The sequence below is a fragment of the Pedobacter aquatilis genome (genome assembly GCF_030409415.1).
Taxonomy (GTDB): domain Bacteria; phylum Bacteroidota; class Bacteroidia; order Sphingobacteriales; family Sphingobacteriaceae; genus Pedobacter; species Pedobacter aquatilis.
The window spans coordinates 45,173-62,269 of sequence record NZ_JAUFPW010000013.1; the positions used below are offsets into that span (position 1 = coordinate 45,173).

Genomic DNA, 17,097 nt, shown 5'->3' on the forward strand with positions numbered 1-17,097 from the left:
ATTATATGCGAAGTTATCAATAAAATTATAGAGATTTGATCTTTATAGTACAATAAAGTAGTATTTAATATGGAAATTAAGGGAAAAGTACACGAAGTAGGTGCCACACAGCAAGTAAGCGAAACATTTAAAAAACGTGATTTAATTGTAGAGTATGCAGAAAATCCAACATATCCGGAATATATCCGTTTTGAGGCTTTGCAAGATAAAACTGCATTATTAGATACATTTAAAGCTGGCGATGAGGTTGAGGTTTTCTTTAATTTACGTGGCCGTCCATGGACAGATAAAACTGGTAAAACATCTTACTTTAATAGTCTTGTAATCTGGCGTATTAATGCAATTGCCGCAGGAGCACCTGCAACTGTTGCCCCAGCTTACGCTGCTCCGGCAGATGTAAGTAATACAGCAGGAGAAGACGATGATTTGCCTTTCTAAATAAAGAATCTTTTTTAAGCAAACAATTTTGAACCATGCCGAGGCTTTAGCTTCGGCATTTTTTGTTTATAATCTGCTGTTAAAATATGTTAAAAACAAACACTTACATTCTCTATTGACTATTTTTGAAGTTAGGAAGGGTTTTTTATTAGATATTAATTCTAAATCAATTAACTTCCACCAAACACAAATAAATGAAGAAAAGGAGTTTTTGGTTAATTACTGTTTTAATGACGGTAGCTTTACTTGGTGTATTTGTAATGCAATTGTATTACATAAGGGAAGCTTACAACCTAAAATCTCAGCTATTCGATGAGCAGGTTAACCAAACCTTAACATCAGTAGTAAATAAAGTGCAACGGTTAAATGCCGCCGATAGAATCAGTAGAAAAGATTTTGAAAATAAGGTAAAGAGAAGTCAAGATTTAAGGCAACGTGAACTTGATATTAAAGATTTAAGACAACAGTTTGCTGAGGCCTCAGAAATACGTCAAGCCGAACGGGAAAACGAGATTGAAAACTACCTTAACCAGCAAGACAGCTTAATTAGAAACCGTTATTCTGCACCCAAAGTAATTTCAGAATTAGAATTTGTTTCTTTATCGCCAGGTGGAGCTGCAAGGTTGGACTTACAAATGGACGCTTACATCGACATAAAAAATTATGCGCTTAGAGGTTTAAGCTTACGTTCGAAACCACAAGCCACTAACGATAAAACTTTTAATTTCAGAAGTGCACAAACACTACCAGATACTATTCGCTATCAGGTTTTTGAGCCAAGTACTGGTAAACCTCTATTACTTACACTCCCAAAAATTTCTGATGATTTAGAGAAGAAATTTAAACGGGAGGATATAATCGCAAAAAGACAGTTAAAATTTAAAATTGCAGCTTTAGGTAAAGATACAACTCCATATAAAAATGGCTACAATTTGCTTGAAGATGTTGCGAAGGAGATGACGGAGAAAAATATTCCCTTAAATCAACGCATAAACTTTACTTCTCTTAATAAACGGTTGAAACAAGAATTTTTAAATCATAGCATTACTCAAAATTACAATTTCAGAATTAAACTGGCAGAAAAAGACTCTATTCTATATCTTCAGGCATCAAACTCAATCAAAGATTTTTTACCGAAAAATACGTATAGAACCACACTGTTTGGCAACGATTTGTTTCGCGACCCAGGAATTTTGGAAGTTACTTTTCCGAATAAAAACTCCGCAATTATTGGCAATTTAAGTGTTACACTGGCTTCATCAGTCGGTTTGTTGTTAGTATTGGTTTTTATTTTTAGTTATACACTTTATGCCATTCTGAAACAGAAAAAAATATCGGAGATGAAAACAGATTTCATCAACAACATGACGCATGAATTTAAAACGCCTGTTGCTACAATAATGATTGCAAGCGAAGCGCTTAAAGACCCAGAAGTAACAGAAGATAAATCTCGTTTAAAGCGGCTTGCAAATATTATCTATGATGAAAATGTACGTTTAGGAAGTCATATAGAACGCGTTTTAAGTATTGCACGATTGGAAAAAGGCGAACTGAAGATGGAGAATGGCGATGTAGATATGAATGATTTGATTGTAATTGTTTTAGATAGCATGAGCCTTCAACTTCAAAAGAAAAATGCTATTTTAACAGTTAATACAAATGCAGAGCATGCAACTGTTTTTGGCGATGAACTTCATCTTTCTAATGTACTTTACAATTTGATAGATAACGCCAACAAATACAGTAGAGAAACTCCCGAAATAACTATAAACACACGAAACGTTGGTAAAAATTTGGTTATAGAAATTGCAGATAAAGGCATTGGAATGAACAAAGAACATACTAAGCGTATTTTTGATCAGTTTTATAGAGTACCAACTGGTAACTTACACGATGTTAAAGGTTTTGGACTTGGTTTAAATTACGTACAAGACATTATTAAAAACCTCGATGGAACAATAAAAGTGAGTAGTGAAAAGGATAAGGGAACTACTTTCGACATAATTTTACCATATAAAAAATAATATTTTGACTATCGACACAAGTGCAGTCTTTGTCGATTTATTAAAAATTTTGCAGGCATTCATTCTGTATATAGCTGTTGATTAATTTAACTATTTCCAACTTGATTAAACCGTTATGCAGAATTTCACTCAAACCTTAAGTAGCGTTTACTTTAAAGGCAGCGTTTACTCAAATAAAATAAATAAGATGAAAAAAATACTTCTGGTAGAAGACGATCCAAATCTTGGCCTTTTGTTGCAAGATTACCTGCAATTGAAAGGTAAATTTGATGTAGTTTTATGTACCGACGGAGATGAAGGATTAAAGGCATTTAATAAACAGAGTTTCGATTTATGTATTTTAGATGTGATGATGCCTAAAAAAGACGGTTTTACATTGGGTAAAGACATTAGAAAGGTAAATGCACAAGTGCCAATAATTTTTGCAACGGCTAAAACCATGCTCGAAGACAAAGCTGCCGCTTATGATTTAGGTGGTGATGATTATATTACCAAGCCGTTCCGCATTGAAGAATTGTTATTACGTATTAATGCAATGTTTAAGAGGATTGCTAACAAAGTTGATAATACCGAAGAAACTATAGAAAGTCAATTCTCAATCGGTAAATATAATTTCGATTACACAACACAAATTATTACACATGACGATCAGATACAGAAGCTTTCTACAAAAGAAGCAGAATTGTTAAGGTTGCTATGTTTGAAAAAGAATAACGTTTTAACCAGAGAAGAAGCTTTACTGACCATTTGGCACGATGATAATTATTTTAACGGTAGAAGCATGGATGTTTTCTTAAGTAAGCTCAGGAAATATTTACGCGAAGATTCTTCTGTAGAGATTATAAATGTACACGGTAAAGGCTACAAGCTTTTAGTGAGCTAGCAGAGCGAGGATAAAGGAGCAAGGACAAGAGACTATTCATCTTTGGTTTGCCCATTTTTTGGAACCCAGCATCAATCCTTGCTCTTTCATCTATGTTCATTAATGCTGCTATACATATAAATTTTTAGGTACAGCTGGTATCAAGTTTCGCTCCTGAGCAAGGTTAAATAGGGTATTTACTGCTTTTTGGCCTTCTTCTCCTAAATCAATACTATATTTATTTACATAGAGTTCTATGTGTTTATACATGACTGCCTCGTCCATTTCTTGTGCATGTTGCCGGATGAATTCTATGCATGACTTTGGATTCGCAAAAGCATATTCTACAGATTTTCGAATTAACCTGTTTACTTTTAGTTGAACTTCCTTATCTAACTTTCTGTTGATCACAATTCCACCTAGCGGAATGGCGCATCCAGTTAATTTTTCCCAATAGTCACCCAAATCGACTATTTTATTAAGGCCTTTATCCTGATAAGTAAATCTGTTTTCGTGTATAATTAAACCCAAATCAATTTCTTCATTTAGCAAAGCTGATTCTATCTCTGAAAAAACCATAACTTTTTTATTCTGCAATTGTGGATATGCGATGCCTAACAGAAAATTAGCTGTTGTATATTTGCCAGGAATCCCAACTTTTAAGTTGTCGGCTAAATCATCATCAAATTTTTGCTTGCTAATAAGCAATGGCCCCACACCAAAACCGAGTGCACTACCAGCATCAAGCAAAGCGTATTGGTTGGCAACATAAGCAAATGCATGAAAACTTAATTTAGTAATGTCTAGCTCACCTTTTAAAGCTTTTTGATTTAGTGTTTCAACATCATCAAAATAAACTTCAAATTCTAAACCTTCGGTATCAATTTTATTGTGAATTAATGCATCGAAAATAAACGTATCATTGGGGCAGGGTGAAAAACCGAGTGTAAGTTTCATATGCAAATCATGTTTTTTATGGTCATATGGAATACGCCATGTATCTCATATGTGTTTGAGTGTTTCGTTACATGGCTATTTCAAAATTCAAAATTATAAAACAAAGCAGCATTAGTTCGTCATAATCAATTCATATCTCCAATAAAAGAAATTGCCCAATCGTTTAGGTTTTTAATAGCCAAACCAATTTTCCATTTGTCTTTATTTCGAGGTTCAACATAGTTGGAAATGCTCCTAACCTGCAAACAATCAATTTTTTCATAATGGCAGGCATATAATACGGCCGCACCCTCCATACTTTCTGTTGTGGGATTTAGTCTTTTTACCAAGTTTCTAATATTCTTATCATTTCCGCTAACGCGATTAACCGTAATACCCGAAACTTGTGGCAAATCTACCTTAACATTACACTTGCTAGTGTAAGTACTTTCACCAAAACCCAAATCGGTGATGGTTAAGAAATTATCGCCATCTTCTGCCCCTAGCTCGGCAAAAGTATCTTGTGTAATATTTACAATTTTTCCCAACTCAATACTTCTATCAAAACCACCCGCAATTCCTAGATTCAAAATCAAATTGTATTTTGATGATAGATGTTTGCCTAAAGAAAATGCCGTTGCAACCATTCCAACTCCAGTAATCAGCACATCGAATTTTTTTTCTTCGATAAAATCGCCTTCAGGCAAACTAAAATGCTGATAAAAGAAAGTAAGTTCTGCTTTGGTTGCTGCAACGATAAGTATTTTCATAGTTTGAAATTATGTTTTTAAATATTGATATGGAACATGCCAGAATCATAGGTTTAAAGGTAAAGAATGCGTGCTGAAACTTCCATAAATAAAACGGCTAAGTTTATCAATCATTTTACCTGTTTTATAATTCGTTTGCCTTTGGAGGTAATACGTATATTTGCATTTTATTATTTGAATAATGATCTATATAACAAGAAAAGCATCATTTAATGCGGCTCATAAATTAGCCAGAACAGATTGGGATGCTGATAAAAATGCTGAAGTTTACGGCAAGTGTGCTAATCCAAATTGGCATGGGCACAATTACTGGTTATACGTTACGGTTAAAGGCGAAGTAAATCCTGAAACAGGTTTTTTAGTTGATTTAAAGTGGCTTAAAGATGTAATGAATACTTATGTTGTGGATAAGGTTGACCATAAAAACTTAAATCTCGATGTAGATTTTATGAAAGATAAATTGGCTTCGACAGAAAATTTAGCAATTGCAATTTGGGACCAGCTTTTAGCGCCAATTAGCAAAGCAGGTGCTATTTTACATTGCGTTAAAATTTACGAAACTGAAAATAATTTTGTTGAATACTTTGGTTAAACCTTAATGGAAAAGAAAGACATTTTAAAAGGAGAATCGAGAGATGGTTATGTAAAGATAGACCGCTACGATGAATCTAAAATTGAAGCTGTAGCCACACATTATAAAGATATTTTAGTTAATCTGGGCGAAAACCCTGAACGTGAAGGTTTATTAAAAACGCCGGAAAGAGTTGCAAAAGCCTTGCAATATTTAACTCATGGTTATGATTTAAAACCTGATGAAATTTTAAAATCGGCAATGTTTGAAGAAGATTATAGCCAAATGGTTGTAGTTAAAGACATTGAGGTTTATTCAATGTGCGAACACCATATGCTGCCTTTCTTCGGCAAAGCACATATTGCATACATACCAAACGGACATATTGTTGGCTTAAGTAAAATTCCAAGAATTGTTGATGCCTTTGCTCGTAGGCTGCAGGTACAAGAACGTTTAACCAACGAAATTAGAGATTGTATCCAAAACACACTTAGCCCTATGGGTGTTGCCGTTGTAATGGAATGTAAACACCTTTGTATGGCGATGCGTGGTGTCCAAAAGCAAAATTCGGTTACCACAACTTCGGCATTTACCGGCACTTTTTTGAGTAATGATAAAACCAGAGCTGAGTTTTTAAGGTTAATTACAGCGAGTTTAGATTAGATAAGTATCAAGTAAAAAAGTGTCAAGTATAAAGATTACAGAATAACGATACTAAATGCATTAAATAAAAAATACAAGCTAAGCGTTTTGGTTAACATCGCCATGCGTAATGCGCTAAATAACATAGAATGAAAGCATATATTTTTCCTGGTCAGGGAGCACAATTTGTAGGAATGGGTAAAGATTTGTACGAAAACCCAACAGCTGCAGCATTATTTGAAAAAGCAAACGAAATTATTGGTTTCCGCATAAGCGACATAATGTTCGGTGGAACTGATGAAGAGCTTAAGCAAACCAATGTAACGCAGCCTGCAATATTTTTGCACTCCGTTATTTTGGCTAAAGTTTTAGGCGATGATTTTAAACCAAATGTTGTTGCAGGACATTCTTTAGGCGAATTTTCAGCGCTTGTATCTGCAAACGCTTTAAGTTTTGAAGATGGTTTAAGATTGGTAATTGCTCGTGCTAATGCGATGCAAAAAGCCTGCGATGCGCAACCATCAACAATGGCTGCAATTTTAGGATTGGCAGATGATGTAGTTGAAAAAATTTGTGCCGAAGTTGATGCCGTAGTAGTACCTGCAAACTACAATTGCCCTGGTCAATTGGTAATTTCTGGAAGTATTGAAGGTATTGATTTAGCTTGTGCAAAATTAACAGAAGCTGGAGCAAAGAGAGCTTTAAAACTTAATGTGGGTGGCGCTTTTCACTCTCCATTAATGGAGCCTGCAAAAATCGAACTTCAGCAGGCAATAGAAAATACACAAATCTCAACACCGATTTGCCCGATATATCAGAACGTTGATGCAAAACCATACACCGACCCTGAGCAAATAAAACAAAACTTAATCAAACAATTAACTGGTGCGGTACGTTGGACACAAACTGTTACACATATGTTGGCAGATGGCGTAACAGAATTTGTAGAAGTTGGCCCAGGCAATGTATTACAGGGATTAGTAAAAAAAGTAAACCGTGAGGTAAGCACAAGTAGCGCAACTATTGCTTAAAGCCTTTTTACAATTCATATTTGGCGCCATAAGCATTCATGTTTATGGCGTTGTTTTTTATCAATATTTAATATCTTTATCAGTAGATGAACCTAAGCTTTGGTGTTAAAATAAGATTTCTCTTGCTTATTCTAGGCTGCTGCCTGATTGCGACATCTATCTCGCTAAGTCGTTTTACCACTAAAACCGAACTTTTAGAACGTGAAGCAAAAAAAATTCAAGAAAATCTATCTCTAAAGGAGCAAATCGTTGATGATTTTTTATCAGATAAAAAGCGGGTAAAGCAGGCTGAAAAATTTCATTTAAATGCTGCAGAGGGCATTGGTTTTTTAGAAGTTTATCGCAAAAACGGTATCAATTTACAAACATTTCAAAAAAACCAACTCAAATACTGGAGCACAATTAAGGTTACAGATATAAATCCTCATTTTATTAAAGAAGGAAAATCTGTACTGCAATTATCTAACGGTTACTATGAAATTATTAAGAAAACCGATGGTAATTTTACGCTGATTTTCTTAATAGCGATTCAATCTCAATATGCTGTTCCAGAAAACAGGTATTTCAAAAACGATATTGATGTACTGCTCACTGATTCTAAGATAATTACACTCGCCTCATATTACGATAAAGATGCTTATGCAATTAGAAGCAATGATAATTCATTTCTATTCAGTTTAAAAATTAAACCAAGTTATGCAGATGATTATTATTCTAATACACAGCTTTGGCTTTTTGTTGCCGGAATTATCTGTATCTGCATGTTTGTTAATTCACTTTGCTCGCTAATTGCCAGAAAAGGTTATTTAATATTTGCCAGCTTGTTGCTTCTTGCCTTTTTCATCGGCGGCCGTTTAACAGATATGTGGCTAGGCTGGTTTAACCATAGGTTTCCGTTAGAACTATTCGACCCAAAAATTTACGCCAATAGTGATTTAATGCCTTCACTAGGAGATTTCTTGATGAATGTTTTAGCTGCAACATGGTGGCTTTTGTTTGTGTATAATCATAAAGAGCAATACAAATTTCCCGAATGGATAAGAAATAGTAAATGGATTGGAATTACCATCCACGTATTGCTCCTTATTCATATTGGGGCAATCGCATTCTTTGTTGATGATCTGTTTTTTGGTTTAATTAATAACTCAAAAATTAACTTTGATATTATTAATATACTCAAATTAAGCGGTAACAGTTGGGTAAGTATTGTTATTTTATGCTTGGTATGGTTTCAAATTTATTTAATAACCATTGTATCAATAGAAGTTAGTAAGCAACTAAATGTGACCAATAAAGAACGTGTTATACTGTTTATTATTGGCTTTTTAGGTGTTCTTATTTACAGATTACTAAACAATTTCACTGCCTTTTTTATTGTTTATGCACTTGTATTGTATATTGTTGCCAGAATATCCTATGTTAAATCAAAGCATTTTTCTATTGGTTTATTGGCAATTTTATTTTTCTGCTTGGCTTTTAACACATCAATAAAATACATCAAGTATAAAGATATTAAAGAACGAAGTGAACGCGAACTTTTAGCCAGAAAGGTGCAAGCTTCTGATGACCCGAATGCAATTATCGCCCTTGGCAAGTTAGAACGACAATTGCTTGAAGATGAATTTCTGGTTAAATATTTTAAAACTACCAAAGGGCAATCTAATTTTGTGGTTTTAAAAAATCATCTTAAAGGCTATTTGGATGGCTATTTAAGTCGCTACGATTACAATATTTACGATTACAATAGGTTTGAGAATCCGCTAAATAAAACTGATGTTCAGCCCATTGATAAATACAAACGCCTGGTTGAATCCGGTTCAGTGAAAATTGAAGCTTCAAACTTTTTCTATCAGGTTAATAATACTTTTGGCTATCAGGATTATTTTGGAATAATTCCGGTAGTAAGCAAAAGTAGCTTATTAGGCACTTTAATTATCGAGCTACGTTCAAAGCCTTACAACTACAGCAACCGTTTACCTGATTTACTTGCCGATCAGAAGTATAGTAAAGATGAAGAGTTTAAAGGTTATTCTATTGCATTATATAGCAATGATAAGCTTTTAAATCAATCTGGGGCTTATACTTATCCGCTCAGTGGAAAAATTTACAAAGGCAAACAAGATGATTTTGTTGTTGTAAATGACGATGATCAACGTTATAGTCACGTACTTTTTAAGCCAAGCGCCAGTAAAATGGTTGTAATTAGTAAAGAAAAAGTTGGTTACGTAGAAAGATTGGCTGCACTATCATTTTTCTTTCTCGTTTTTATTATTTTCTGTTTTATACTATATGGATTAATCTGGCTTATCAAAAACCTGGATAATGATAAAGTTGGCTGGTTTAGCATAAATCGCTCACTAATGATTAATGCAAACAAAATTCTATACAAAACCCGTATTCAGGTTTCGATTGTATTAACAGTTGTGGCAACTTTGCTTGTTGTTGGTTGGACAACTTACGGCTACATGAACAAGGAATACAGGGGGCAACAAGACGTTTTAATCAAGGATAAAATCAGAAAGGTTCAGCAAAATTTTGAGAAGCAGGTTTTTAACGATGGAAACATAAAAACGGACGACAATGCCATTGCAGATTTCAACAACTTTGCTGATATAAACAATGCTGATTTAACTTTATATGATACCAAAGGTGATGTAATTATGACTACTTACCCGAAGCTTTACAATTATAAAATAATTGGAAAAAAGATGGGTACTGCTGCATTTTTAAACCTCAATGGGTTGCAGCGATCAGAATTTATTAATCAAGGCGAGAAAATTGGCAGCCTAACATATGCCGCAGCTTATGCACCAATTAGGAATGCACAAAACAAAACTATTGCATTTATAGGCTTACCGAATTACTCTAATGAAGATGAATACAAGGATAAAATTGCCTTATTTGTTAGTAATCTGATAAACATTTATGCTTTGGTTTTTGTGGCCATTGGTGTACTTGCCGTTTTTCTGGCTAATCAGATTACAAGCCCTTTAACATTTATACAAGAAAGTATTAGTCGCACAAAAATTGGGCAGAAAAACGAGCCGATTGTTTGGCGTAGGCACGATGAAATTGGTACACTTATAAAAGAATATAATAATATGATTGCCGCCCTGGAAGAGAGTTCTGCAAAACTTGCCCGTTCTGAAAGGGAAAACGCCTGGAGAGAAATGGCAAAGCAAGTTGCCCACGAAATCAAAAATCCATTAACTCCATTAAAATTAGGCGTTCAGTTGCTAGAAAAATCATGGAAAGAGAACGACCCTAATTTTGAACTTAAGTTTAATAAGTTTAGTAAATCATTTATCGAGCAAATTGAGAGTCTTTCAAAAATCGCATCTGAGTTTTCCAACTTCGCAAAAATGCCAGATACTAAGCTAGAACAAACTGCTATTCTACCAGTTATTGAGCAGGCAAGAGAAGTATTTAAAAGTGCTGAAAACGTAGAAATAACTGTAACAAACAAAGCAGAAATTAACGCATATATCCAGGCAGATAGAGATCAATTATTGAGAACTTTTAATAATCTTTTTAAAAATGCAATTGAGGCAATTGATGCCGATGCGGCATGCCATATAAATGTACTTTTATATAATGATAATAAAAACGCTCATATCGAGATAAAAGATAACGGAAAAGGAATTCCAGAGGTATTGCATGATAAAATTTTTGTTCCAAATTTCACCACTAAAACATCTGGTACTGGATTGGGCTTAGCTTTTGTTAAACAAGCGGTAGAAAACGCAGGCGGAAGTATAACTTTTACATCGGTTGCAGGAAAAGGCACAACTTTCTATTTAAGTTTCCCTTTGGTTTAAAAAACTATTTTAATTCGATTTGAGCTTTACCCATTGTACCGCCATCAGCATATAAAATAACAGTGTAAATACCTTTAATAAATGGTTTCGGATTGGACCAATCTATTGAATAAACAGAGTTATCATTGTTATAATCAATAAAAATAGAATAGCTGAACTGCATTTCCTGGCCATCAGCTTCAAAACGATTACTATCATCAGCTAAAAGATTTCCAGCTGGGTCAAATACTCTGATGAAAACATTATGATGGCCTTTTTCAGCTAATTCATTTGGGATAAGTTCGAACCTGATATTCAGTTTTTCAGCTGTTGAAGATTTAGTTACTTCAATTTTTTTTCCACTTGATTTCGTACGGTAAGCGAACACATCAGCCTGCTTTAATTTGAGGAGCGCTGCTGTTTTAACTTTAGCATTTAATGCCGAGTTTTCATTTGCAAGATTAGCCGCTTTATCGTTAGCACTTCGCAGTCCGCTCTCAAGACTATCTCTAGATGATTTTAAAAAAATATTTTCATTTTGAAGCTGAATTACCTGGTCATTATAGTTCTTAATGAAAACCTTAAGTTCATCTATTTGGGTTTGAGCTTTATCTAGTTCTCCCTGGGTAATTTCTCCTTTTTCTAAGGCAGCCTTTAGTTCATCTATTTTTGTTCTGGCTAATTTTTGTTCGGCTAATAACTTTTCATTTAAATCAAGGTTGAGGGCGTTTACCTTATCTAACTCTACTTCAATTTTCTCAACTTCTAAACGTAGTTTATCCTTTTCCGTACTTACAGTCACCAATTTCTCGCCTTGCTGTCTATCCTTAAAAAACAAGTATCCATTTGTTCCAAGTAGCGCCGCAATTACAATTATCAGGAAGTAAATTTTATTTCTATCGCCTTTATTAACGTTTTGTGGTTCCATTTTTTTAATAATGCTCTTTCGTTTCAGTTTTAATATACTTTTGTCTTCACAGGTAAATGGTAACACAGGTGATATTTGTAACTTTGGCACAAATTAAAATTTTTAATAAAATATATGAGTTTTTAAAAAAAATCGTTTAATTGCTAAAGTTCAAAATGTATAATTGTTTAAACAACTATACAGCTGAAATAAAATAACACACAGAAATAATGCTTAAAAACTTCCTATACGCACTTTTATCTTTTACAATACTACCATATATATTAAATGCACAAGCAATATCAAAAATTGCACCAAAAAGAGAGTTTAGAGGTGTTTGGGTGGCTACATTATCTAATATCGATTGGCCATCGAGACCTGGTTTAACAGCCGACCAACAAAAGCAAGAGTTTATTGGTATTTTAGAAAAACATAAATCGCAAGGCATAAATGCGATAATATTACAAGTTAGACCAGCTGCTGATGCATTTTATGGTAAATCTCGCGAACCTTGGAGTCAGTGGCTTATGGGTAAGCAAGGTGTAGCACCTGCCGCAGGTTACGACCCTTTAACTTTCGCTATTAAGGAAGCGCATTTCAGAGGAATTGAGCTTCATGCGTGGTTTAATCCTTATCGTGCGAGCATGAATAGCGTTACGCCTTTAAGCGATACGCATATTACTAAGAAACATCCTGAATGGTTTTTCACTTACGGTGGAAAAAAGCAATTTGACCCAGGAATTCCGGAGGTTAGGGAATACATTACCCAGGTAATTTTAGATGTTGTTAAAAACTATGATGTGGATGGCATCCATTTCGATGATTATTTTTACCCATATCCAATTGCCGGACAAAAAATAGATGATGGAAACACATTTTACAAAAACCCAAACAACTTCTCCGACATTAAAGATTGGCGAAGAAACAACGTTGATTTGTTAATTAAAATGGTCGATGACAGTATTCATCATTATAAAAAATATGTAAAGTTTGGCATTAGCCCATTTGGAATTTGGCGTAATAAATACGAAGATGCAGAAGGTTCTGCAAGTAGTGGTTTATCTAACTATGCCGAACTTTACGCCGATAGCAGGAAGTGGGTAAGAGAAGGTTGGGTGGATTATATCAATCCGCAGATATATTTTACATTTACCAGAAAAGCCGCACCATTTGGTGTATTGTTAGACTGGTGGACCAATAATGCATATGGAAGGCATGTTTATGTTGGGCATGGTGCTTATTTGGTAAATTCAAGAGCAGAACTAGCCTGGAGAAATCTTTCAGAAATACCTAATCAGATTAGAAAGTTGAGAGAAAGCAATCGTATTCAAGGCAGCGTTTTCTTTTCTTCAAAATCGTTAAGCACCGTTGCACGTTCAGTAGCCGATTCTTTAAAAAACGATTTATATAAATATCAGGCTTTGCCGCCACAAATGCCTTGGCTAGATGAAACCCCACCAAATGAACCGCAGTTTTTAACCGCCGATGCGATGAAGGACGGTGTACATTTAAAATGGCAACTTCCAACTAAAGCTAAAGATGGCGAAACGGCCTCAGGCTTTGTTATTTATCGTTTTGATGAAGGCGAAAAGATTTCCATTTTAGATGCCAAAAACATTCTAAAAATTAGCTTTGAAGATTATGTTTCATTCATTGATACAACTGTGGAGAGTGGCAAAAGATACAGTTATCTCGTTACTGCTTTAGATAGATTGAAAAATGAAAGTGACCCAAGTGGCCCTGTTGGTGTAGAAATACCTTTAGCAAAGGAATAATTAAACTTTAATAATGATGTTTTTCTTGTACATGATGTAAAGCAATACATAGAAACCTAATACATAACTTATTGCCCAAACCAGTGATGCATTAATTGGCGAAAAAAATGGTGTGTAACAAGTTTCGTAAAAACGCACCAAAATTCCGGTTTTAGTACCGTCAGGCTTTGAAACCTGAATCATATTCAACACCCTTGGCATTAATCCTGCTAAGAAAAAAACTGTAATTGCGTTAACACCATATACCACAAAGGGAGTAGTAAACTTTTTATATCCCTGAACATCAATTATCCAATAACAAAGGGCAAGCGCAACCGAAGCTAAACCTCCTGTGTATAAAACGAAAGAACTTGTCCACAAGGATTTATTAATCGGGAAATTCAAATCCAACAAAAGCCCTAAAATTGCAGCGAATATGCCTGCTGAAAATAGCCAGGCTACTTTTGTAGGGTTATCTACATCCTTACGTTTCATCCAGATGCCAACCAGTATTCCAAACAAACAGGTTCCTACAGCGGGCAATGTACTTAAAACGCCTTCAGGGTCCCAGGTTTTTGCTGATGCCCAAATGTGTGCTTCAGTTAAAATACCACGATCTATCCAAGCAGCCAGATTGGTTTCCTTTTCCATGTTCGCATAACCAACGCCCGGAACTGGAACTAAAGTCATTAATGCCCAATAAACCGCAAGAATTACAATCAAAGTTTTAAAGATATTTCTTTCAGAAACCTTTAAGAAAATAATAGAGCTAATGATAAAGACGATTCCAATGCGCTGCAATACGCCTAAAAGCCTAACAGTTTGCAAAGCATTTGCAGGATCGTTAATCAGCTTACCAAAAATAGCAAGGAAAAAGCCTAAAAAGTATAATATTAAACCACGTTTAATGGCTTTAACAATTGTTTTATTATGTGTTGATGGCTCAGCTTTGCTACTACTCATTGCAAATGCAATTGATACACCGACAATCCACAAAAAGAAGGGAAAAATTAAATCAGTAGGTGTGCAACCATTCCATTCTGCATGTTCAAGTGGCGCATATATGTGTCCCCAACTTCCAGGATTGTTCACTAAAATCATGGCAGCTACAGTTAATCCTCTAAAAAAATCAAGAGATAGCAAGCGTTGTTTGGGTTGGGACATTGGAGTTGGTTTGAAGAACTAATTTAAAACATTGTTTTAATAAAGAGAAATAATTTGATTTTTGGATTAAAAACAAAAAACCTGCTTTGAACCAACAAAGCAGGTTTTTTATATTAAAGTTAAGACCTTAATCCGTAAACTTCCACCGAACGAAAGCTTCCATAGCTTCATATTCTGCCAAGCCTAAAGCATCGTAAGCTTTTGCCGTGTCTCGGTTTCGATCTTCAGCCCTTTGCCAAAATTCTCTCGAGTCATCGCCAGGGAAAACAGCTCTGTCTTTCTGACTTTGGTGTTTGAATATTGCATATTTCTTGCGTTCCAATTCTTGCGGACTAATTGGCACCGCCATTTCAATTTCATGTGTTTCAAATTCATGCCATGCGCCACGGTACATCCACAACCAGCAATCTTTTGCCCAAGCTTCTGTTTTACGAAGCTCGGTTAAAGCAGCTAGAATAATATTGAAACACACGATGTGCGTTCCATGTGGGTCTTCGAAATCGCCAGCAGCAAAAACCTGCTCTGGTTTTACCTTTTGTAAAAGTTCTTTTGTTAGTTCTACATCAAGCTGCGTAACCGGATTTTTTTGATTCTTACCACTTTCATAAAAAGGAAGCGCCTGGAAATGAATGTGATCATCTTCCAAACCACAATACCTTGCTCCTGCTATTGCTTCACCCTTTCTTATTAAGCCTTTAACGGTCTGAATTTCAGGGGTATCTACCTGATTTGGTTTCTTTTTATCAATAAATGTTCTCATTCGTTGATAAAGTTCCTTCAAATGACTGTTATCCATACCCATCTTTTCAGTAAAATCTACATTAAATTCTACGAAACGTAAGGCATCATCATCCCAAACTGCGGTATTGCCAGATGTTTGATACGCCACATGTACATCATGTTTTTGGTCAACCAAACGGATAAAAGTACCACCCATTGATATTACATCATCATCCGGATGCGGAGAAAAAATAATTACTCTTTTTTTCGCTGGCTCTGCTCTTTCAGGTCGCTGAGAATCATCTGCATTTGGTTTTCCTCCTGGCCAACCGGTTATGGTGTGTTGTAACTTATTAAAAATATGAATGTTGATGTTGTAAACCGGACCTTTTTCAGTCGCCAGTTGCGCCATACCATTATTGTTGTAATCGTCTTCAGTAAGCTTTAAAATTGGCTTATTTAAAGTATTTGCCAACCAAATTACAGCCTTACGGATTAATGCATCGGTCCAGATACAATCTTTTACCAACCAAGGCGTATCGAAACGCGTTAAAGCTGATGCTGCTGGTTCATCTAAAATAAACTCAACATTTTCAGATAATTGAAGATAAGTTGCCGGAACGTCGCCAGAAATTTCGCCTTCTACCGCTTTTTTAATAATTGAAGCCTTTTTACGGCTCCAAGCCATTAAAATGATTTCGCGGGCTTTGAAAATTGTTCCAATACCCATGGTGATGGCTTTTGTTGGCACAAAAGATTTTCCACCAAAATCACGGGCAGCATCGCGGCGTGTTAAGTCATCTAAAGTAACTAAACGTGTACCAGAGTTTGGCGCAGAACCCGGCTCATTGAAACCAATGTGACCAGTACGACCAATACCTAAAATCTGAATATCCAATCCCCCTAAATCGCCAATCTTCTTTTCATAGTCCAAACAAAAAGCAGGAATATCTTCCAATGCTAATGTTCCATCAGGAATGTGAATGTTATTCTTATCGATATCGATATGATCGAAAAGGTTTTCATTCATAAACGTTACATAACTTTGCGCTGCATTAGGTTGCATTGGATAATATTCATCCAAATTGAAAGTGATAACATTTTTAAAACTTAAACCCTCTTCTTTATGCAATCTCACCAGTTCGGCGTAAACTGCAATTGGGGTAACACCTGTTGCTAAGCCCAGTACGGCAGGTGCGTTGTTTGCTTGTTTTGTCCTAATAAGACCTGCAATGCGTTGCGCAACATTTACAGAAGCAATTTTTGGATTTTCGAACACGCTTACAGGGAGTTTCTCGAAGCGTGTCTCCTCCAGTAGATTTAATCTTGCCATTTTTTGTATGGATTTTAATGTACGGAGCAGTAAATATAGCAACATATGGTCGGTATTTACCAAAGGTTTTTTACTTTTATTGCAATAAAACCTACAAATGTGGCTTTAAGTATAAATCAAACGTTTGCTCGTTTTTCAATAAAAATTA

At 35.1% G+C, this 17,097-nt stretch carries 13 protein-coding genes; 8 read left to right on the forward strand and 5 right to left on the reverse strand.

The window, feature by feature from the left end; genetic code table 11:
• The first annotated feature begins 69 nt into the window (after positions 1–69).
• The 3 genes from QWY86_RS07625 (at position 70) to QWY86_RS07635 (ending at position 3,345) form a co-directional block, all read left to right on the forward strand.
• Complete coding sequence (locus QWY86_RS07625; protein WP_290240481.1) at positions 70–438, forward strand: DUF3127 domain-containing protein; 369 nt, start codon at positions 70–72, stop codon at positions 436–438.
• Positions 439–632: 194 nt separating this feature from the next.
• Positions 633–2,462, forward strand: coding sequence for a sensor histidine kinase (locus QWY86_RS07630; RefSeq protein WP_290240482.1), 1,830 nt, complete (start codon positions 633–635; stop codon positions 2,460–2,462).
• Between the two features lie 187 nt (positions 2,463–2,649).
• Positions 2,650–3,345, forward strand: coding sequence for a response regulator transcription factor (locus QWY86_RS07635; protein WP_290240483.1), 696 nt, complete (start codon positions 2,650–2,652; stop codon positions 3,343–3,345).
• 108 nt (positions 3,346–3,453) lie between these two features.
• On the opposite strand, the gene QWY86_RS07640 is transcribed toward QWY86_RS07635, so the two are convergent.
• Together QWY86_RS07640 and mqnB are read right to left on the reverse strand one after the other, a co-directional pair.
• The gene (locus tag QWY86_RS07640; RefSeq protein WP_290240485.1) at positions 3,454–4,281 is read right to left on the reverse strand and encodes a menaquinone biosynthesis family protein; all 828 of its coding nucleotides are present in this window, start codon (positions 4,279–4,281) and stop codon (positions 3,454–3,456) included.
• A 125-nt stretch (positions 4,282–4,406) separates the two neighbouring features.
• Positions 4,407–5,030: a futalosine hydrolase gene (gene mqnB / locus QWY86_RS07645; RefSeq protein ID WP_290240487.1), complete on the reverse strand. Its 624-nt coding sequence runs from the start codon at positions 5,028–5,030 to the stop codon at positions 4,407–4,409.
• 181 nt (positions 5,031–5,211) lie between these two features.
• Here mqnB and QWY86_RS07650 point away from each other — a divergent pair, with 181 nt between their 5' ends.
• The 4 genes from QWY86_RS07650 to QWY86_RS07665 all read left to right on the forward strand — a co-directional run bounded on the left by QWY86_RS07650 (position 5,212) and on the right by QWY86_RS07665 (position 11,092).
• Positions 5,212–5,622: a 6-pyruvoyl trahydropterin synthase family protein gene (locus tag QWY86_RS07650; RefSeq protein WP_290240489.1), complete on the forward strand. Its 411-nt coding sequence runs from the start codon at positions 5,212–5,214 to the stop codon at positions 5,620–5,622.
• A gap of 6 nt (positions 5,623–5,628) precedes the next feature.
• Positions 5,629–6,264 carry a GTP cyclohydrolase I FolE gene (gene folE, locus QWY86_RS07655; protein WP_290240491.1) on the forward strand — a complete coding sequence of 212 codons (636 nt, stop codon included), beginning with the start codon at positions 5,629–5,631 and terminating at the stop codon, positions 6,262–6,264.
• Between the two features lie 128 nt (positions 6,265–6,392).
• The gene (fabD, locus tag QWY86_RS07660; RefSeq protein WP_290240493.1) at positions 6,393–7,274 is read left to right on the forward strand and encodes an ACP S-malonyltransferase; all 882 of its coding nucleotides are present in this window, start codon (positions 6,393–6,395) and stop codon (positions 7,272–7,274) included.
• Positions 7,275–7,360: 86 nt separating this feature from the next.
• Entirely contained in the window at positions 7,361–11,092 is a 3,732-nt protein-coding gene (locus QWY86_RS07665) for a sensor histidine kinase (protein WP_290240495.1), read from the forward strand.
• Between the two features lie 4 nt (positions 11,093–11,096).
• Here QWY86_RS07665 and QWY86_RS07670 read toward each other — a convergent pair whose 3' ends face one another.
• Positions 11,097–11,999 carry a DUF8428 domain-containing protein gene (locus QWY86_RS07670; protein ID WP_290240497.1) on the reverse strand — a complete coding sequence of 301 codons (903 nt, stop codon included), beginning with the start codon at positions 11,997–11,999 and terminating at the stop codon, positions 11,097–11,099.
• A 209-nt stretch (positions 12,000–12,208) separates the two neighbouring features.
• Here QWY86_RS07670 and QWY86_RS07675 point away from each other — a divergent pair, with 209 nt between their 5' ends.
• Positions 12,209–13,753 carry a glycoside hydrolase family 10-like protein gene (locus QWY86_RS07675; RefSeq protein ID WP_290240499.1) on the forward strand — a complete coding sequence of 515 codons (1,545 nt, stop codon included), beginning with the start codon at positions 12,209–12,211 and terminating at the stop codon, positions 13,751–13,753.
• Here the strand turns inward: QWY86_RS07675 and QWY86_RS07680 are convergent, their stop codons facing one another.
• Positions 13,754–14,896 (reverse strand): acyltransferase family protein, encoded by a 1,143-nt coding sequence (locus tag QWY86_RS07680; protein WP_290240501.1) that lies wholly within the window; start codon positions 14,894–14,896, stop codon positions 13,754–13,756.
• Between the two features lie 127 nt (positions 14,897–15,023).
• Positions 15,024–16,949, reverse strand: coding sequence for a glucosamine-6-phosphate deaminase (gene nagB, locus QWY86_RS07685; protein WP_290240503.1), 1,926 nt, complete (start codon positions 16,947–16,949; stop codon positions 15,024–15,026).
• Positions 16,950–17,097: the final 148 nt, after the last annotated feature.